The following is an 18,198-nucleotide window of genomic DNA, read 5'->3' as shown; positions in this document are numbered from 1 at the left end:
GGGTCGCACGAACAGCCCGGTTAACGCCGGGAGAACACTCGGATAATGGAATTCGTCCCGCATGCGATTACCGGGGTGTTGGACCGCGATCACGGGGACGGGCGGCCGTGATTTCCGGGGCGGAGGACCGCAGTGCGATTTCCGGGGCGGAGGACCGCAGTGCGCGGCTCGGCTTGACCTGGAGTGCGCTCCAACTCCTACGGTCTGCGCCATGAACCCGAACAGCACCCGTGAAGAGCGTTTCGCCCATGGCCTGGAGGTCCTGAAGAGGGTCGACGGCGAGGCCGGGCAGCGGGTCGTCGACGCGCTCGACGACATCAGCCCCGAGCTCGGCCACCAGGTCGTCTCCTGGGCCTTCGGCGAGATCTACGACCGGCCCGGACTCGCCCCGCGGGACCGCCAGTTGGTGACCCTGGGCGTCCTGACCGCGCTCGGCGGCTGCGAGGCGCAGCTCGACGTGCATGTGAACGCGGCCCTGAACGTGGGTCTCACGCCCGAGCAGATCACCGAGGCGCTGCTGCACTCGGCCGTCTACTGCGGTATGCCGAGGGCGCTGAACGCGACCTTCGCCGCGAAGAAGGTGTTCGCCGAGCGTGGGCTGCTGCCGCTCGGGCAGCAGCCCACCGATGTCCCGGCTACCTCCGCCTGATCCGCAGGAAGGTGACGGAGTCCGCGGGGAAGGTGTAGGTGAACCGGTCGGCGACGCCGGTGAAGGTCGACGTCACCGGCGCCACCTCGGTCCGCGTCTCGGTGTTCACCGCGTCCGGGGCGGCGGCCAGCGTGGTCACCCGCGCCTTGTCCGCGACCCGGGCGCCGCCCAGATCGATCGCCGTACGGGCTTCCGAGGAGCGGGCGTTGACGACCTTGACGATCAGGTCACCGGTCTTCCGGTCCTCGGTGACGACCTGCCGGAACGGCTCGGCCGGCTTGTCGTCGGTGAAGCTCCCCCACTCCTCGCCGTCGAGGTAGAGGGTCACCTGGCGGCCGCGTACCTTGATGTCGATGTCGTAGGCGCGGCCCGTCTCGACGGTCCCGGGCTTGGCGATCAGTGTCGACTTGCCGCCGTCCACGGCCTGTTCGACGGCGCTGGTGGTGTTGTTCCAGCCGCCGAGGTTCCACCAGTAATAATTGCCGGTGTCCTGGACCCCGAAGGCGACGAGGAAGCCCTCCTTGCCGGACTTCTTGACGGCCTTCACGCTCAGGTCGTAGTCGTGCCAGGCGGTGTCCCCGGCCGAGACCATGGTGTTCTCGGCGGCCACGTCGCTCTGGACGTACCGACCGTCCTCGACGCTCCAGCTGCCGCCGCCGGTGTGGGTCCACCGGGACGCGTCCGTGCCGAAGTCGTCGTCGAGCAGGACCGTGCCGTCCGCGCCGGTCACCTTCACGTCGTCGTAGGCGGCCGTCGTCGCCCAGGTCGAGAGGCCGACGGCGCCGGTGATCGGGCCGCTGACGGACGGGGTGGTGGTGGCGGTGCTGGGCACCACACGGTCGCCGACGTTGGTCATGAACAGCTTCTGGACCTCGTAGTTGGCCGAGCCCCAGGACGCGTGGTTGTTGAACCAGACCATGTCCGGGCTCCACTGGACGTAGTCCTCGTTGGCGAACAGCGGTGCGTAGGAGGCGAGTCGCACGACGTCCGCGTTGCGTTCCAGGCCGGTCATGTAGGCGGCTTCGGCGAGGCCGTTCTTGAAGGCGTTGCCCCCGGAGGCGTACTCGCCGAGGAACACCTTCGGGCCGCCGCGGTCGTAGGTGTCGTAGCGGTCGTTGTTCTGGAGGAACCACTGCGGGCTGTTGTAGTAGTGCTCGTCGACCAGGGCGACGCCGGCCTCCCGGTTGAGCCGCCAGGCCGTGTCGAAGGTCGTACCGGCGTCGTCCGGGCCGGAGTTGGAGACGACGGTGATGTCCGGGTACGCGGCCGCGATGGCGGCGCGGAACTCCTGGAACCGGGCGAAGAACTCGACCGGGAGGTTCTCCTCGTTGCCGACCTCGATGTGGGTGAGGCGGAAGGGCCTGGGGTGGCCCATCCGGGCACGCAGCCCGCCCCAGGTCGAGGTGACGGGCCCGTTGGCGAACTCGATGAGGTCGAGGGTGTCCTGGATGTGCCGCCGGAGCAGGGCCTCGTCGTCGACCGCCCGGTTCTGACCGCAACCGGTCACCAGGGCGGGCACGACGGGCAGCGGCATCGCCCCGACGTCCTCGGCGAGACGGAAGTATTCGTAGTAGCCGAGTCCGTAACTCTGGTTGTAGCCCCAGAAGTCGGCGTTGGTGGCGCGCTGCTCGACCGGGCCGACGGTGTCCTTCCACTGGTAGGACCGGGCCCGCTGCCAGCCCGACGCCTCGCTGTAGTCCTGCATCGAGCCGGTGTTGACCAGGCAGCCGCCGGGGAAGCGCACGAAGCCCGGGTGCAGGGCGGCGATCTTCTCGGCGAGGTCCTTGCGCAGCCCGTTGGGCTCGTGCTTGTAGGTGTCGCGCGGGAACAGCGACACCATGTCGAGGGCGGCGGCGCCGGTGGAGGCCACGGTGAGCCGGCCGGTGGTGCTGGTGCGGCTCGCGGTGAACGTGGCGGTGTACTTGGCCCAGCCGCCCCGGGCGGTCACCCGGCGGGCGTTCGCCAGCGTGCCGTCGGCGTCCTGGAGGGTGACGGTGAGCGTGCTGCCGCCGGTGCTGCGGGCCCAGACCGAGAAGTCGTACCCGCTGCCCTCCCGGACGCTGACGCCGGTGTTGTAGCCCGCGTTCGTGACCGCCGAACCGGCGTCCATCGAGAGGTAGTTGCGGTTGCGCTCGGCCAGGCGGCCGGCGTCGTCGACGACCTGGGCGCCGCCGGTGACCGTCCAGGACGTGAGGGGCGTGTAGGACCGGTTGTCGGTGGTGGAGTACTCGAACGAGCGGTTCTGTACGAGTTCGGCGTACAGGCCGCCGTCGGCCGCGCGGTTGATGTCCTCGAAGAAGACGCCGTACATCGTGTCGGCGATCTTCGCGCCCCGGGCGGCCGGGTCGACGGTGATCGTGTAGTCGGTGACGTCCTCGGCGTGCGCGGGCGCGGAAAGCCCGGCCGAGGCGAGCAGTAAGGCGACGGCGGCGAGGACGGGCCGCCGCCAGGTTCGGATGGTGCGTGACATGGACACTCCGCGACTCGGTAGGAGTTGTGAGCTGTGGGAGGTGCAAGTCGTTCGACATTACGAACGTCGGTCAGCACTTCGAACGGCACCCTAAGGAGGAGGCATGAGCGCGTCAATGGGACGGGCGTCGGCTCCCGTGGCGGGGGGATGCCGGGCACGGGCGGCCAGGACATAGGGTCGAGGCCATGCATGTGCTGCTTCCCTACCTGGCCACGGCCGGCTGCCTGGCGGTCGTCCTGGGGCTCTTCACCTGGCTGGCGCGGCGGATCCGCCGACGCGGCACCGCCGGTGCGGGTCTGGTGGCGGCGCTGGCCTCGTACGAGGAGGCGTTCCGCGCGACGGGTCATGACTCGTACCACGAGATCCAGGCCCAGGCGCGGCGCAGGTCGCCCGTCGACTCGCCGGACGGATGGCGCCGCCGCCGGCCGACGAGGCGGGGCTGACATGGACGGTCTCCGGCCCGTGCCCGAGGTGCCGGACGGTCTCCGGCCCGTGCCCGAGGTGCCGGACGGTCTCCGGCCCGTGCCCGAGGTGCCGGACGGTCTCCGGCCCGTGCCCGAGGTGCCGGGCGGCTTCCGGCCCGTGCCCGACGTGCTGGCCCATCTGGCCGGGCGCTGGCGGGTGGAGCGCACCGTGCGGGATCTCGCCGGGGACGAGGAGGGGCGCTTCGAGGGGGTCACCGACTTCGGCCCGTTGGACGGCGGCGGACTGCTGCACCGGGAGACGGGCCGGTTCGTCTGGCGGGGCGTCGCCCGGCCCGCCGAGCGGACCCTGCGGTTCCTGCCGGGCGCGGCCCCCGGCACGGCGGACGTGCGGTTCGCGGACGGGCGGCCCTTCCATCACCTGGACCTGACGTCCGGGCGGTACGTGGCCGACCACCCCTGCGCCGCCGACTTCTACCGCGGCGAGTTCACCGTCCGGGACGAGGACCACTGGCGGACGGTCTGGCGGGTCGGCGGCCCCGCGAAGGACCTCGTGCTGACGACCGACTACGTCCGCGAGGGCTGAGCGGACGTGGAGTCGAAGCGAAGGTGCCAGCGGCCCGCGCGGCCGCTCACGGTGATCGCCGACAGGGACCGGACGTCGATGTTCCAGTACGTCGACGGCGGTGCCTGCAAGGCGTACACCAGGGCCGCGCGGATCACGGAGGGCTCGGCGACGGCGACGATGCGGCCGCCGTCCTCGACCGGGCGGGTGTCCAGCCAGCCGCCGACCCGGGAGATGAAGGCGAGCAGCGGCTCACCGCCGTGCGGGGCGGAGCGCGGGTCGGCGAGCCAGGCGTCCACGGACTGCGGTTCCCGGGCCATCGCCTCGCCGATCGTCAGCCCGCGCCAGCGGCCCATGTCACAGTCCCGCAGGGCGAGTTGGACGAGCGGCGCGTAGCCGAGGGCGTCCCCGGTGGCACGGCTGCGCGGGTTCGGCGAGCAGTAGCGCAGTTCGGCGGCGGCGAGCGGCAGCAGTTCGGCGGCCACTCGCTGCACCTCCTGCCAGCCCGCCTGGTCCAGCGGCCGGTCGTCGTCGAAGCGCTCGGCGAGCAGCGGGGAACTGTGCGCGGCTGCGACGAAAGTGACCCGAAGTGCCATGCGGCGATCGTGAGCCGCCCGGGCCCACCGGTCAAGGGGTCCCGGCCGTGCGTTACCGACGGTGCATCATCTCTATACCCGAACGTCAGGACCTGCCGGGCAAGTCACACCAAAGCGTCACTCGAAGGTGTGGATCATCCACTGGTCGGGGCGGTCCAGCGGCCGGAAGCCCACCTTCTCGTAGACCCCGTGGGCGTCGTGGGTGGCGAGCAGGATGCGGCGCAGTCCGTACGGCCGCAGCCGGTCGCGCACGGCGGCCACCAGGGCCGTGCCGATCCCCTTGCCGCGCACCGACGCGTGCACGTACACGTCGCACAGCCAGGCGAAGGTCGCCCGGTCGGTAATCACTCGGGCATAAGCCACCTGTTCGCCGGAAACCGTGTCGTACACGCCGAAGTTGAGCGATCCGGCGATCGCGCTCTGTTGCTTCTCCCGCGTCCGTCCGATCGCCCAGTACGCGTCGGTGGACAGCCAGTGGTGCACGCGCCCGACGTCGACGCGGTCCGGGTCGGTGGAGATCTCGTACCCCTCGACGAGCCCGTGGGTGTCGGGCGCGACGGGTACGTCGCGGGTCTCGGACGTGTCGGCGGTGGCGGGGTCGGGAGTGTCGCGGAGGTCGGTCATGGCGGGATCCTCACAGCTCAGGCGCCGCGTGTCGAAGGGTTTCCGGAGGCCGGGAGCACCTCGTCGCAGGCCGTGCGCAGCCGCCGCACCCCCTCGGTGATCTCCCCGGGGCCCGCGACGGCCGCGAAGCTCAACCGCAGGTGTCCGGCCGGGGGTTCGGCGCTGAAGTAGGGACGGCCGGGGGTCAGCGCGACGCCCGCGCGCAGGGCCGCGGCGACCAGGGCGGCCTCGTCGGTGCCGTCGGGAAGGCGCAGCCAGAGGTGGTAGCCGCCGGACGGGACGTGCGGCAGGGCGAGTTCGGGCAGGGTCAGCCGCAGTGCGGTGGTCACCGCCTCGCGACGGGCTCTCAACTCCGAGGAGATCGAGCGGAGATGGCGCGGCCAGGCAGGCGATCCGACGAGTTCCAGGGCGGCTTCCTGGAGCGGCCGGGGGACGAAGAAGCTGTCGACGACCTGGATGGCGCGCAGACGTTCCAGGACCGGGCCGCGTGCGGCCAGGGCGCTGACCCGGAAGCTGGGCGAGGTGGCCTTGGTGAGCGAGCCGACGTGCACCACCACGCCGTCCGGGTCGTCCGCGGCGAGCGGCCGCGGCAGCTCGCCGGCGTCCTCGTGCACGAGCCGGCGCACGAAGTCGTCCTCGACGACGAACGCGCCGGCCTTGCGGGCGATGCCCAGCACCTCGCCGCGGCGGGCCGGGGCGAGCACGGCGCCGGTCGGGTTCTGGAACAGCGGCTGGCAGACGAGGACGCGGGCGCCGGTGGCCCGGAAGGCGTCGGCAAGCAGGTCCGGCCGCACCCCGTCCGCGTCCACCGGGACGGGTACCGGGCGCAGTCCCGCCGCGCGGGCGATGGCCAGCATCCCGGGGTAGGTGGGCGACTCCACGAGCACCGGGGCGCCGGGCGGCGCCAGCGCGCGCAGCGCGGTGGTCAGCGCCGCCTGGCCTCCCGCGGCGACCAGCACCTCGGCGGCCGTGACCGATCCGCCGATGTCGCGGGCGAACCACTCGCGCAGTTCCGGCAGCCCTTCCATGGGCGGCCGCCCCCACACCCCGGGGCGGCGCCCGGCGCGCGACAGGGCCGCGGCCATGGCCCGCTCGGGCTGGAGGGCCGGATGCAGATAGCCGCCGTTGAACTCGATCACCCCGGGCGGTGGCGCGGCCAGCGAGACGGTGACCCCGGAGGCGTCCACCGTGCGCGGTACGAGGTCGGCGGCACCGTCGGCGCTGAGGGCGACCTCCTGCCAGGAGGTGTCACCGGCGGGCGCGGCACCGGTGCGCGGGCGCGCGCGGAACGCGCCCGCGCCGGGCCGGGTGACCACCAGCCCCTCGGCGGCGAGCTGGGCGAGGGCGCGCGAGACGGTCACCGGACTCACCCGGAACCGCTCCACGAGGGCCCGGCTCGACGGGAGCTTTCCACCGGGAGAGTAGCGGTCGAGCTCCCTTCTCAGCTGTTCCGCCAGTTCTCCTACACTGCTACGCTCATACATGAGAGCACAGAGTAGCGCTACTGCATCGACCCGGATAGCGGTCGACACCCCCGCCCCTGGCGCCGCCCCCGTCGGCACCGGTTCCCCGGACGTCTCCGCCGCGGGCGCCCCTTCCCCCGGTCTCTCCTCCCCCGGTTCCACCGCGGGCCTGGCGCAGGCCGCGCTCGGGGTCGTCGCCTTCTCCCTCACCTTCCCGGCCACCGTCTGGGGCCTGGAGGGCTTCGGGCCCTGGGCCCTGGTCTCCGTGCGCAGCGTGCTCGCGGCGCTGATCGCGGGCGGCGCCCTGCTCGCCCTCCGCGTGTCGCCGCCCGCCCGCCGGCACTGGCCGGGGCTCGCGGTCGTCGCCGCCGGGGTCGTCGTCGGCTTCCCGCTGCTCACCACGCTCGCCCTGCGCACCTCGACCACCGCGCACGCCGCCGTCGTGGTCGGCCTGCTCCCGCTGACGACCGCGCTGCTGTCCGCCCTGCGCGTCGGCGCCCGGCCCTCGCGCACCTTCTGGGCGGCGGCGCTGGCGGGCGCCGCCGCCGTGGTCGCCTTCACCGTGCAGCAGAGCGGAGGCGCCCTGACCGCCGCCGACCTCTACCTCTTCGCGGCGCTGCTGGTGTGCGCGGCCGGGTACACCGAGGGCGGCCGGCTGGCCCGTGAGCTGCCGGGCTGGCAGGTCATCGGCTGGGCGCTGGTGCTGTGCCTGCCGCTGACCGTGCCCGTGGCCGTCGCGGCCCTGGTCCACCAGCCGCCGCAGTTCAGCGTGCACAGCGTGGCCGGACTGCTGTGGGTGGCGGCCGGCTCGCAGTTCCTGGGCCTGGTCGTCTGGTACCGGGGGATGGCCGCCATCGGCATCCCGAAGGCCAGCCAGTTGCAGTTGGCACAGCCGCTGCTCACACTGGTGTGGTCGGTGCTGCTGCTCGGCGAGCACCTCACGCCGGCCGCCCCGCTGACGGCCGCCGCCGTGCTCGTCTGCATCGCCGTCACCCAGCGGGCGCGCGGCTGAGCGCGCACTGGTGAGGAGGCCCGTAGATGCGCGCAACCAAAGGCGACCGGCTTGTCCAGCACGGCAGGGTGGTCGGCCAACACGATCAGGTATCGGAAGTCGTCGAGGTGATGGGCACGGAAGGCAACCCGCCCTACCGCGTCCGCTTCCCCGACGGACACGAGGCAGTGATGTCGCCCGGCCCCGACTGCGAGGTCCGGCACCCCGACAAGGAGCGGTGAGTCAGCGCGGGGGGCCTGCCGGCTGCCGGTAGTGGTCGGCGACCACCCGCGCCATCGCGCCGACCGGATCCGCCGCCAGCTCCCGGGCGGCGAAGAAGACATGGCCGCGCACCTGCGGGACATCCGCGGCGAGCGCGAGGTGGCGGGAGAGTTCGGCCGGGTCCTGCCAGGCCGCGGGCTGCGCCGGGTCACCGGCCTTGTACAGCGCCTCACCGGCGTACAGGTCCGTGCCCGTCCCCCGGGCGACCTCCGCCCACCAGGGCAGCAGCTTCGCGTAGTCGGCGGCGGGCAGGCCGATGTGCCAGTAGAGCTGCGGGACCAGGTAGTCGATCCAGTGCTCGCGGACCCATCTGCGGGTGTCCGCGTGCAGGTCGTCGTACGTCTGCACGCCCGCCCTGGTGTCGGAGCCCAGGGGGTCGGTCGCGGCGTTGCGCCACACCCCGAAGGGGCTGATGCCGAACCGGGTGCCGGGCCGGGTCCGCCGGATCCGGTCCGCGGTGCCCCGGACCAGCCGGTCGACGTTGTCGCGGCGCCAGGCGGCCCGGTTGGGGAAGTCCCCGCCGTGGGCGTCGTAGGCGGCGTCGTCGTCGAAGGACTGGCCCGCCATCGGGCGGGGATAGAAGTAGTCGTCGAAGTGCACCCCGTCGACCGGGTAGCGGGCGACCGCGTCGAGCATCGCGTCCTGCACGAAGGCGCGCACCTGGGGCAGACCCGGGTTGTAGTGGAGCATCCCGCCGTACGCCACCACCCAGTCCGGGTGCCGCCGGGCCGGATGGGAGGCGACGAGCTTCGCCGGATCGGTGTCGAAGGCGATGCGGTACGGGTTGAACCAGGCGTGCAGCGCCAGCCCCCGGGCGTGCGCCTCCGCCACGGCCGTGCCGAGCGGGTCCCAGCCCGGATCGCGGCCCTGGACGCCGGTCAGGCACCGCGACCACGGCTCGTACGGGGAGGGCCACAGCGCGTCCGCCGTCGGCCGCACCTGGAAGATCACCGTGTTCAGACGGTTGCGCACCGCCGTGTCCAGGTGGGCGATCAGCTCCGCGCGCTGGACGGTGGCGCTCAGCCCGGGGCGGGAGGGCCAGTCGCGGTTGCCCACCGTCGCCAGCCACACGCCCCGCATCTCCCCGGCCGCGCCGCCCGTCGCGCCGGCCGCGCGCCGGGCGCCCCGCTCCCCCGGAGCGGCCGCCCGCGCGGGCTCCCGGGCCCCGGTCCGCCGCCCGGCCGGCTCCGTCCCGGTCGCGCCCGTCTCCGGGCCGGTCGTCAGTGCCGTCAGGGCCGCCAGCGTGAACGTCCGCCGGGTCGGTCGCAGCACGTCGAGCACCCCCCTGCGCGCTGGAACCGCGCGGTCACGGAACGTCTTGGCGGCAAGGATGCCGCACCCGGACGATCGATCATCGATACTTGGCGGTAACGTGCACGAACGGAGCAGGCACCGAACCCGGCAGACCTGCCACCGTCGTGGATCAGCGCAGCGAAAGGGACGATGTGACCGACATCGAACGCGTCGGAGTGGTGGGCTGCGGCCAGATGGGAGCGGGCATCGCCGAGGTCTGCGCCCGCGCCGGTCTGGACGTCAAGGTCGCCGAGACCACCGGCGAAGCCCTGGAGTACGGCCGCACCCGGCTGTTCACCTCCCTGACCAAGGCCGCCGAGCGCGGCAAGATCACCGAGGAGGAGCTGGCGGCGACCCAGGCACGCCTGAGCTTCACCACCGACCTCGGCGAGTTCGCGGACCGCGATCTGGTCATCGAGGCCGTCGTCGAGAACGAGCAGGTCAAGACCGAGATCTTCCAGGTCCTGGACCAGGTCATGACCCGGCCGGACGCCATCCTGGCGTCCAACACCTCCTCCATCCCGCTGGTGAAGCTGGCCGTCGCCACCTCGCGGCCGGACCAGGTCATCGGCATCCACTTCTTCAACCCGGCCCCGGTGCAGCAGCTCGTCGAGCTGATCCCGGCGCTGACCACCTCCGAGGGCACGCTGAGCCGGGCGCAGCTCTTCGCCGAGAAGGTGCTCGGCAAGCACGCCATCCGCGCCCAGGACCGCTCCGGCTTCGTGGTCAACGCGCTGCTGGTGCCGTACCTGCTCTCCGCCATCCGGATGTTCGAGTCCGGCATCGCCGGCCGCGAGGACATCGACAACGGCATGGAGCTGGGCTGCGCCCACCCGATGGGCCCGCTGAAGCTGTCCGACCTGATCGGCCTGGACACCATCGTGTCGATCGCGAACAGCATGTACGCGGAGTACAAGGAGCCGCTGTACGCCGCTCCCCCGCTGCTCCAGCGCATGGTCGACGCCGGCCGCCTCGGCCGCAAGACCGGCTCGGGCTTCTACACCTACGGCTGATGCGGCAGTCGGCCCCGCGGCCGACTACACCGAGCTACGCCACGCGGGCCCGGCACCTGGGAAGGTGCCGGGCCCGCGGCATTCACACCCCGTGTGCGCGGCGGGCCCGCATATGCCGCCCGCACACTCTCCCCACGCGCCGACCAGGCGAGTTGACTCTTCATGCACATGCAAGGGATGTGAGACGACCCCGGAAAGGAGCGGACACATGACCGCCGATCCCGAGCATCCCGTCGTCCATGGAGAACTCGCAGAGTTACGACGCCGCCTCGATGTGGCGTACGCCCGCGTCGAGGGCGGACTGGCTCTGCTCACCCACCGCACCGAGGAGACCGTCAAGGAACTCGACGAGCTGAGCACCCGGCTCGGCTCGCTGGAACACGCGCGCTGGCCCCTGCCCTCGATCGCGGCCGTCACGGCGATCGGCGCACTGGCCGTGACGGTCTGGCAGGCCCTCGGCCATTAGCCGTCGGCCGGGACGCCCCGGGGGATTCAGGGCACGGCGTCCTGCCCGAGCCTGAGATGGTGCAGCAGCAGTAACGCGGCCGCCATGTTGGCGGCCGGGACCTCACCGCGGGCGACCAGGTCGGGGACGAGCTTGAGGGGGACCCATTCCCGGCGGTCCGACTCGAAGTCGTCCACGGGATGCCCGATGAACTCCCCTTCGTCGGCCCAGTAGACGTGGTGCCGGGCGTCGGTGAGCCCGTTGGACGGCTCCACGCTCATGAGGTGGTGCAGAGGCCCCGGCCGCCAGCCGGTCTCCTCCTCCAGTTCCCTGGCGGCCGCCTCGGCGATGCCCTCGCCGTCCTCGACGACGCCCGCCGCGAGTTCCCACCCCCAGCTGTCGGTGATGAAACGGTGGCGCCACAGGAGGAGGACCTCGTTGGCCTCGTTCACCACCGTGGCCACGGCGACGGGCCGCAGCCGTATGAGGAAGTGGTCGAGATGCCGGCCGTCCGGAAGCTCGACATCGGCGAGATTGACCCTGAACCAGCGGTTTTCATACACAGTTTGTTCGTTCTGTTTCGTCCACTGCACGGTTCTGCCACCTTCCGCTGAGTAAGTGGCAATATCGCAGCAGGAGAAGTCTGAGAGCAGGCGCACAACGAGCGCCTCCCTGCGCCCCCATGGACGCGGGCGCGGGCCCCGGCCGGGTCTTACCTGCGGAAATGCGGGGGCCTACAGCGGTACGCGCAGTGCCCCGTCGATGAGCTCGGCGGCCTCGGCGGTACCGGTCACACCGCTGCGCACCAGGTGTTCGCGCACCTCGCGCAGCCTGTCGCGCACGCGCTGGGACTCCATTCCCCGGGCCTGCTCGGCCATCCGCACCGCGGTGGCCACCGCCTCGTCGGCGTTGCCCCGGCGCAGTTCGATCGTGCTGAGCATCGCGAGCCGGTGCACCCGGCCCCGGTCGTGCGCGGGATTGTCCACGGCGGCCGCCGCGTGCTCCCGGGCGGCGGCCAGTTCACCGAGGCAGAGCAGCGCCTCCGCCACCTGGACGTTGACGAGGCCCGGCTGGACATAGCCGGTCTCGTCGGGCTCGTGTCCGCGCCGGATGCGCTCGGCGGCCGCCTCGGCCCGCCGGATGCAGGACAGGGCGCTCGTGCCGTCGCCCAGGTGGGCGTACGCCTTGGCCTGCATCGCGTACAGATCCGAGGCGAGCGCGGGGGTGATGTGCCGTCCTGCGGTGCGCAGCGCGGCCTCGGCGAAGGCGACGGCCTGGCGGTACTCCCGCATGAACAGCGACTGGTTGACCAGCAGCGCGATCACATAGGCGCCAAGTCCCCGGTCACCGCTGGCCTTTGCCAGCCGCAGAGCCTGGTGGAAGTAGCGCTGGGCCAGGCCGTGCGCGTCGGAGTCGTACGCGCAGATCCCGGCGACCGCCACCAACCCGCCGGTGGCGCGGTGGAGTTGGCGGCCGGTGGCGTCGGTGTAGCTGCCGCGCAGCAGCGGGGCCGCCTCGGCGTTGAGGAAGCCCACGATCCGGCTGCGGGTCGCGACGCCGCCGGCCTTGCGGTACATCTGCTCGTAGTGGGTACGGGCGGCGCGCAGCATCTCGATGTCGGCCGAGGTGACCCGGTGCCGGCCGCCGCGCGAGACGTCGACGTCCTCGGGCGGGTTCTCCCACTCCCACACCGGCATCACGGCGGGCGTACCGGTCACGGCGGGAGCGCCCAGGACGTGCGGGCGCTGCTGTTCGTCGGAGCGCCACAGCGCGGTGGCCCGCTCCACGAAGCCGGAGAGGGTGCCGTGCGGGGCCGACGGCTCACCCGGGACGCCGAGCCCGATGTCGTCGAGGGTGACCGGGCGGTGCAGCCGGCCTGCCAGCACCTCGCAGATCAGGTCGGGCACCTGGCCGCGCGGCCGCTGGCCCTTCAACCACCGGGCCACGGCGGTGTGTTCGTATCGCAGCGCCAGCCCGCGTCCCCGCCCCGCCTGGTTGACATGGGCGGCCAGTCCGGCATGGGAGATCCCCGCCTCGTCCAGGATCGCGTCGAGCAGAGTGTTGGGCTGCATGGGTGTCCCCCGGTGGATCCGTGCCGACAGAGTAGTGGGTACCGCTTCACACGGGGTGTGAACGGAGTGCGCGAAACCGCGCTGTGCGTGCGCTGTTGCGGAGAGTTCCGGCCCGGTTGACTGAGATACCTCGCAAGAGGCCGACCGGGCCGTCGGCTCCCCCTCGAAAAGTACGGCGGCCCGCTTCCCCGCCGTCCGCCCGGCTGCCTGCCCGACACTCCGTGGCGGGGCGGACGGCGGCGGAACACGGCGCCTCGGGCCTACAGGTGGTTCGTCGGCCGAGGGTCGGTGGGCGCGGGCCCCGCCCGCGCCGCCGAGCCGTACGCGTCGCTGCCCCGCCGCTGCGCGCGAGTGGGTCCGCGCAGCCGTTCGTTGCGCAGGACGAGCAGGGCCACGTCGTCGGTCGGGCGGTGGCCGACATGCCGGCGCAGCGCGGTGAGGACCGTGCGCAGGACCGTCTGCGGGGCGGCCGGATGGTCGCGGACCGCCTCGGCGATCGCGTCGGGCAGGCGGAAGAACCGGCCGCGGCCGTCGCGTGCGTCCTGTGCCCCGTCCGTGTGCAGCACGAGCGACTCGCCCGGCAGCAGATCTCCCAGGCACTGCGCGGGCAGGTCGTCCGGCAGGGGGAACGGTCCGAGCGGCGGCAGGGGATCCGTACCGGCCAGGGGTTCGACCCGGCCGTCGCCCACCAGATACGGCCACGGGTGGCCGCAGTTCAGGGCCCGTACCTCGCCACCACGGCCGATCTCCAGCAGCAGTACGGTGACGAACTCCTCGGCGACCGGGGTGTCCGGCGGCGCTCCGGCCGAGGGGTGCTCGGCACGGGCCTGCGCGCGCAGGTGCCGGGCGAGCGCGCGGTCCAGACGGCGCAGTACGCCGCCGAGTTCGGCCTCGTCGTGCACGGCTTCGCGGAAGCTGCCGAGGACGGCGGCGACGGTGCCGAGCGCCCCGATCCCGTGCCCGCGGACGTCGCCCATCACCAGACGGACGCCGTGCTCGGTGGCGAGCGCCTCGTAGAGGTCGCCGCCGACCGAGGCGCCTCGGTCCGCGGAGAGCTGGGCGGCGGCGACACCGAGGCCGTCGAGTCGCGGGGGCAGTGGCCGCAGCAGCACGCTCTGCGCGGCGCCCGCGATCCGGCGGGCCTGTCTGAGCTCGCGCAACAGGGTCCCGCGCACGTGGAGGACCAGGCCCGCGCCGACCACGCAGAAGACCGCGCTGCTGACGACGCGTGCGCCCAGCCCGTCCTGCTGGGCGAGCGGACAGGCCAGCTTGTATGTGATCGCTACGGCGCCCCACATCGTGGGCAACCCCAGTGAGAGGGTGCTACGCAGTGGCAGCCTGATGCGGAACATGTCGATGGCCCCCCATCCAGGCCCTGACAGCGCAGACCGAACCGGCCCCGAATGGCCGGTTAGATTCTGTCGACCGCACCTCCGCCCGACCCAGAACCCCGACAGATCTCACCCGATCGAGTGAGATAGCAAAAAAGCGCCCCAAAGGGGCGCGGGGAACTGCGCGACCAGCCCCCCACAACTCGCAGCCGACAACCGACCCGCAGCCGAAAAGGGGCGCGGGGAACTGCGCGACCGGCCACCGACTACCCGCAGTCGGCGGACGACGTCACACAGCTCCCCGCCGGAGCGCTAGCTCCGCAACGCCGCCCCCGTACGCTCAGCGGCCAGCGCCACCGCAGCGTCCCGCGCGGCCGACGCCTCGTCGACCGTCAGCGTCCGGTCCGCGGCGCGGAAGCGCAGCGCGTACGCGAGGGACTTGTGGCCCGCGCCGAGCTGCTCGTCGTTCTCGTAGACGTCGAACAGCCGGATGGCTTCCAGCAGTTCGCCCGCGCCGTCACGCAGCGCGGCCTCGACGTCCGCGTGCGGGACCGACTTGTCGACGACCAGGGCGACATCCTGGGTGGCGACCGGGAACGTGGAGATGGTCGGCGCCTGCGGGGTGTCGTCGCCGACCTCCTCCAGCGCGTCCAGGTTCAGCTCGGCCGCGCTGGTGCGGGCCGGCAGACCGAAGGCCTTGACGACGCGCGGGTGCAGCTCACCGGCGTGGCCGACGATCCGCTCCGTGCCGTCGGCGGTGACGACGGCCAGCTCGGCGCAGCGGCCCGGGTGCCACGGCCCGTACTTGCCGCCGCGCACGATCAGCTCGGCGCCGGCCTCACGGGCGACGGTCCGGGCGGCCTCGATCGCGTCGGCCCAGTCGGCCGGGCGGCCCTTGCCCCACCAGCCGGCCTGCTCGCGGGCGCCCGCGAGGACGACGGCGGCGTGGCGCGGCTGCTCGGGCAGCGCCGCGTCGAGCGTGGCGATCTCCTCCTCGGTGGGACGCCGGTCCACCGGCGGGGAGACGGCGACCCGCTGCTCCTCGCGCGGGTGGAAGACCAGCCCGGTCTCGAAGAGCGCCAGGTCGTGCGAGCCCCGGCCGTCGTTGCGGCGCAGCGCGCCGAGCAGGCCCGGCAGCAGCGACGTGCGCAGCGCGGGCTCCTCGTCGTTGAGCGGGTTGGTCAGCTTCACGACCCGGCGGGCCGGGTCGGCGGCGTCGAGGCCGAGCTGGTCGAAGACCTGCTCGCTGATGAACGGGTAGTTCGGCGCCTCGATGTAGCCCGCCCCGGCCAGCGCCCGGCCGACCCGGCGGTGCAGCCGCTGCCGGTGGGTCAGGCCGCGGCCCGAGGGGAGCTTGGGCAGCGTGGAGGGCAGGTTCTCGTAGCCCTCCAGCCGGATGACCTCTTCGGCCAGGTCGTTCGGCTCGGTGAGGTCGGGCCGCCACGACGGCACGGTGACGAGGAGCTCGTCCGGGCCGTAGACGTCGCAGCCGATCTCCTGGAGCCGGCGTACGACGGTCTCGCGGCCGTAGTCCACGCCCGCGACCTTGTCCGGGTGGCCGGCCGGCAGGGCGATGGTGTGCGGCGCGGACGCCGCGACGACCTCGGTGACGCCCGCCTCGGCCGTACCGCCGGCGAGCAGCACCAGCAGGTCCACCGTGCGCTGGGCGGCGGCCGCGGCGGCCTGCGGGTCGACACCGCGCTCGAAGCGCCTGGACGCCTCCGAGGACATCTTGTGCCGGCGGGCGGTGCGGGCGATCGACACCGCGTCGAAGTGCGCGGCCTCGATGACGACCTCGGTGCTGGCGTTCTCGACGTCCGCGTGATCCGCGATCTCGGTGTCGGCGCCGCCCATGACGCCCGCGAGGCCGATCGGGCCGCGCTCGTCGGTGATCACCAGGTCCTCGGCGTGCAGGGTGCGCGTGACACCGTCGAGGGTGACGATCTTCTCGCCCTCCTCGGCCCGGCGTACGCCGATGGTGCCCTGGACCAGGTTGCGGTCGTAGGCGTGCAGGGGCTGGCCGAGCTCCATCATCACGTAGTTGGTGACGTCGACGGCGAGCGAGATCGGGCGCATGCCGACCTTCTGGAGCCGGCGCCGCAGCCAGATCGGGGAGCGGGCCTCCGGGTCGAGTCCGGTGACGGTGCGGGCCGTGAAGCGGTCGCAGCCGGCCGGGTCGGAGACCTGGACCGGGTAGCCGAAGGCGTTGGGGCCCGGGACGTCGAGCAGCGCCGGGTCGCGCAGCGGCAGACCGTAGGCGATGGCGGTCTCGCGGGCGACGCCGCGGATCGACAGGCAGTCGCCGCGGTTGGCGGTGACGGCGATGTCGAGGACCTCGTCGACCAGTTCCAGCAGCTCGATGGCGTCCTTGCCGACCTCGGTCTCCGGCGGCAGCACGATGATGCCGTGGCTGCCGTCGTCGCCCATGCCCAGCTCGTCGCCGGAGCAGATCATGCCGTGGGAGGTCTTGCCGTACGTCTTGCGGGCGGCGATCGCGAAGTTGCCGGGCAGGACGGCGCCGGGCAGGACCACGACGACCTTGTCGCCGACGGCGAAGTTGCGGGCGCCGCAGACGATCTCCTGGGGCTCGCCGGTGCCGTTGGCGGTGCCGACGTCGACCGTGCAGAAGCGGATCGGCTTCTTGAAGCCCTCCAGCTCCTCGATCGTCAGCACCTGGCCCACCACCAGCGGACCCTTGAGGTCGGCGCCGAGCTGCTCGACGGTCTCGACCTCCAGGCCGGCCGAGACCAGCTTCTCCTGGACGTCACGGCCGGTTTCGGTCGCCGGCAGGTCGACGTACTCCCGCAGCCAAGAAAGCGGGACCCGCATCAGATCTCCATCCCGAACGGCCGGGTGAACCGGACGTCACCCTCGACCATGTCTCGCATGTCTTCGACGTTGTGGCGGAACATCAGCATCCGTTCGATGCCGAACCCGAAGGCGAAGCCGCTGTACTTCTCCGGGTCGACGCCGCACGCGGTCAGCACCTTGGGGTTGACCATGCCGCAGCCGCCGAGCTCGATCCAGCCCTCGGAGGAGCAGGTGCGGCAGGGGCGGTCGGGGTTGCCGACGGACTCGCCGCGGCAGACGTAGCACACCATGTCCATCTCGGCGGACGGCTCGGTGAACGGGAAGAAGTTCGGCCGCAGCCGGGTCTTCATGCCCTCGCCGAACAGCGACTGGACCATGTGGTCCAGGGTGCCCTTGAGGTCGGCCATGGTCAGGCCCTCGTCCACGGCGAGCAGCTCGACCTGATGGAAGACCGGGGTGTGGGTCGCGTCCAGCTCGTCGGTGCGGTACACCCGGCCGGGGCAGATCACGTAGACCGGCAGCTCGCGCCCCAGCAGGGAGCGGATCTGCACGGGCGAGGTGTGGGTGCGCAGCACGACACCGGACTCGGTGCCGCCGTCGGGGCCCTGCACGAAGAACGTGTCGGCCTCGCCGCGGGCGGGGTGGTCCGGGCCGATGTTGAGGGCGTCGAAGTTGAACCACTCGGCCTCGGCCTGCGGGCCCTCGGCGACCTCGTAGCCCATGGCCACGAAGACGTCCTCGATGCGCTCAGAGAGCGTGGTCAGCGGATGCCGGGCGCCGGCCGGTACCCGGTCGTGGGGCAGCGTGACGTCCACCGCCTCCTCCACCAGCACCCGGGCGTCGCGCTCGGCCTCGAGCTCGGTCTGGCGGGTGGCGAGGGCCTTGTTCACGGCGCCGCGGGCCTGGCCGACCAGCTTGCCCGCGGCCGCCTTGGCGTGCGGGGGCAGGGCGCCGATCTCGCGGTTGGCCAGGGCCAGGGGCGAGGTGCCGCCGGTGTGGGCGACCTTGGCCTCCTGCAGCGCGTCGAGCGAGTCCGCGGCGGCGAAGGCGGCGAGCGCCTCGTCCCGCATGCGCTCGATCTCTTCCGGTTTCAACGCCTCGACCTCTACAGGGTCGTACGACTTATTCGGTGCCGACATCTCTTCCCGTGCTTCCGGTTGGCTGGCTGAAG

At 72.6% G+C, this 18,198-nt stretch carries 17 protein-coding genes; 7 read left to right on the top strand and 10 right to left on the bottom strand.

The genetic code is table 11. From position 1 onward, the window contains the following. Positions 1-211: 211 nt before the first annotated feature. Positions 212-649: a carboxymuconolactone decarboxylase family protein gene (locus ACZ60B_RS22820; protein WP_469389710.1), complete on the top strand. Its 438-nt coding sequence runs from the start codon at positions 212-214 to the stop codon at positions 647-649. Here ACZ60B_RS22820 and ACZ60B_RS22815 read toward each other — a convergent pair. After that, complete coding sequence (locus tag ACZ60B_RS22815) at positions 636-3,119, bottom strand: alpha-L-arabinofuranosidase C-terminal domain-containing protein (protein ID WP_469389709.1); 2,484 nt, start codon at positions 3,117-3,119, stop codon at positions 636-638. The two genes, ACZ60B_RS22820 and ACZ60B_RS22815, sit on opposite strands and share 14 nt — an antisense overlap. Positions 3,120-3,304: 185 nt before the next feature. Here ACZ60B_RS22815 and ACZ60B_RS22810 point away from each other — a divergent pair, with 185 nt between their 5' ends. Both ACZ60B_RS22810 and ACZ60B_RS22805 read left to right on the top strand, forming a co-directional pair. Further along, positions 3,305-3,562: a hypothetical protein gene (locus ACZ60B_RS22810; protein WP_469389707.1), complete on the top strand. Its 258-nt coding sequence runs from the start codon at positions 3,305-3,307 to the stop codon at positions 3,560-3,562. Positions 3,563-3,680: 118 nt separating this feature from the next. After that, positions 3,681-4,127 carry a DUF6314 family protein gene (locus ACZ60B_RS22805; protein ID WP_469389794.1) on the top strand — a complete coding sequence of 149 codons (447 nt, stop codon included), beginning with the start codon at positions 3,681-3,683 and terminating at the stop codon, positions 4,125-4,127. On the opposite strand, the gene ACZ60B_RS22800 is transcribed toward ACZ60B_RS22805, so the two are convergent. The 3 genes from ACZ60B_RS22800 to ACZ60B_RS22790 form a co-directional block, all read right to left on the bottom strand. Beyond that, entirely contained in the window at positions 4,109-4,702 is a 594-nt protein-coding gene (locus ACZ60B_RS22800; RefSeq protein ID WP_469389705.1) for a histidine phosphatase family protein, read from the bottom strand. The genes ACZ60B_RS22805 and ACZ60B_RS22800 overlap by 19 nt on opposite strands. Positions 4,703-4,819: 117 nt before the next feature. Then, a complete protein-coding gene (locus ACZ60B_RS22795) occupies positions 4,820-5,326 on the bottom strand; it encodes a GNAT family N-acetyltransferase (RefSeq protein WP_469389702.1) in 507 nt (168 codons plus the stop codon). A gap of 17 nt (positions 5,327-5,343) precedes the next feature. Then, positions 5,344-6,810 carry an aminotransferase-like domain-containing protein gene (locus tag ACZ60B_RS22790; protein ID WP_469389700.1) on the bottom strand — a complete coding sequence of 489 codons (1,467 nt, stop codon included), beginning with the start codon at positions 6,808-6,810 and terminating at the stop codon, positions 5,344-5,346. Between ACZ60B_RS22790 and ACZ60B_RS22785 the strand changes: the two genes are divergently transcribed. Both ACZ60B_RS22785 and ACZ60B_RS22780 read left to right on the top strand, forming a co-directional pair. Then, on the top strand, positions 6,809-7,801 hold the full coding sequence (locus tag ACZ60B_RS22785; protein WP_469389698.1) for a DMT family transporter: 993 nt from the start codon (positions 6,809-6,811) through the stop codon (positions 7,799-7,801). The genes ACZ60B_RS22790 and ACZ60B_RS22785 overlap by 2 nt on opposite strands. 26 nt (positions 7,802-7,827) lie before the next feature. Continuing rightward, the gene (locus ACZ60B_RS22780; RefSeq protein ID WP_152893464.1) at positions 7,828-8,022 is read left to right on the top strand and encodes a DUF1918 domain-containing protein; all 195 of its coding nucleotides are present in this window, start codon (positions 7,828-7,830) and stop codon (positions 8,020-8,022) included. A 1-nt stretch (position 8,023) separates the two neighbouring features. On the opposite strand, the gene ACZ60B_RS22775 is transcribed toward ACZ60B_RS22780, so the two are convergent. Further along, positions 8,024-9,334, bottom strand: coding sequence for a glycoside hydrolase family 10-like protein (locus tag ACZ60B_RS22775; protein WP_469389695.1), 1,311 nt, complete (start codon positions 9,332-9,334; stop codon positions 8,024-8,026). A gap of 173 nt (positions 9,335-9,507) precedes the next feature. Here ACZ60B_RS22775 and ACZ60B_RS22770 point away from each other — a divergent pair, with 173 nt between their 5' ends. Together ACZ60B_RS22770 and ACZ60B_RS22765 are read left to right on the top strand one after the other, a co-directional pair. Further along, complete coding sequence (locus tag ACZ60B_RS22770) at positions 9,508-10,368, top strand: 3-hydroxybutyryl-CoA dehydrogenase (protein ID WP_469389693.1); 861 nt, start codon at positions 9,508-9,510, stop codon at positions 10,366-10,368. A 208-nt stretch (positions 10,369-10,576) separates the two neighbouring features. After that, the gene (locus ACZ60B_RS22765; RefSeq protein WP_469389691.1) at positions 10,577-10,834 is read left to right on the top strand and encodes a hypothetical protein; all 258 of its coding nucleotides are present in this window, start codon (positions 10,577-10,579) and stop codon (positions 10,832-10,834) included. 26 nt (positions 10,835-10,860) lie between these two features. Here the strand turns inward: ACZ60B_RS22765 and ACZ60B_RS22760 are convergent, their stop codons facing one another. The 5 genes from ACZ60B_RS22760 to pheS all read right to left on the bottom strand — a co-directional run bounded on the left by ACZ60B_RS22760 (position 10,861) and on the right by pheS (position 18,166). Further along, positions 10,861-11,406: an NUDIX domain-containing protein gene (locus ACZ60B_RS22760; protein ID WP_469389689.1), complete on the bottom strand. Its 546-nt coding sequence runs from the start codon at positions 11,404-11,406 to the stop codon at positions 10,861-10,863. A gap of 141 nt (positions 11,407-11,547) precedes the next feature. Further along, entirely contained in the window at positions 11,548-12,885 is a 1,338-nt protein-coding gene (locus tag ACZ60B_RS22755; protein WP_450665953.1) for a transcriptional regulator, read from the bottom strand. Between the two features lie 260 nt (positions 12,886-13,145). Beyond that, positions 13,146-14,237 (bottom strand): PP2C family protein-serine/threonine phosphatase, encoded by a 1,092-nt coding sequence (locus ACZ60B_RS22750; protein WP_469389687.1) that lies wholly within the window; start codon positions 14,235-14,237, stop codon positions 13,146-13,148. Between the two features lie 291 nt (positions 14,238-14,528). Further along, on the bottom strand, positions 14,529-17,045 hold the full coding sequence (pheT, locus tag ACZ60B_RS22745) for a phenylalanine--tRNA ligase subunit beta (RefSeq protein WP_469389685.1): 2,517 nt from the start codon (positions 17,043-17,045) through the stop codon (positions 14,529-14,531). After that, positions 17,045-18,166: a phenylalanine--tRNA ligase subunit alpha gene (pheS, locus tag ACZ60B_RS22740; protein ID WP_469389682.1), complete on the bottom strand. Its 1,122-nt coding sequence runs from the start codon at positions 18,164-18,166 to the stop codon at positions 17,045-17,047. Before pheS ends, pheT begins: the two co-directional genes overlap by 1 nt. Positions 18,167-18,198: the final 32 nt, after the last annotated feature.

The organism is Streptomyces sp. NPDC104096 (assembly GCF_055584385.1).
Note: the sequence above shows the minus strand (reverse complement) of the source record. Positions and strands in the feature narration are given on the sequence as shown.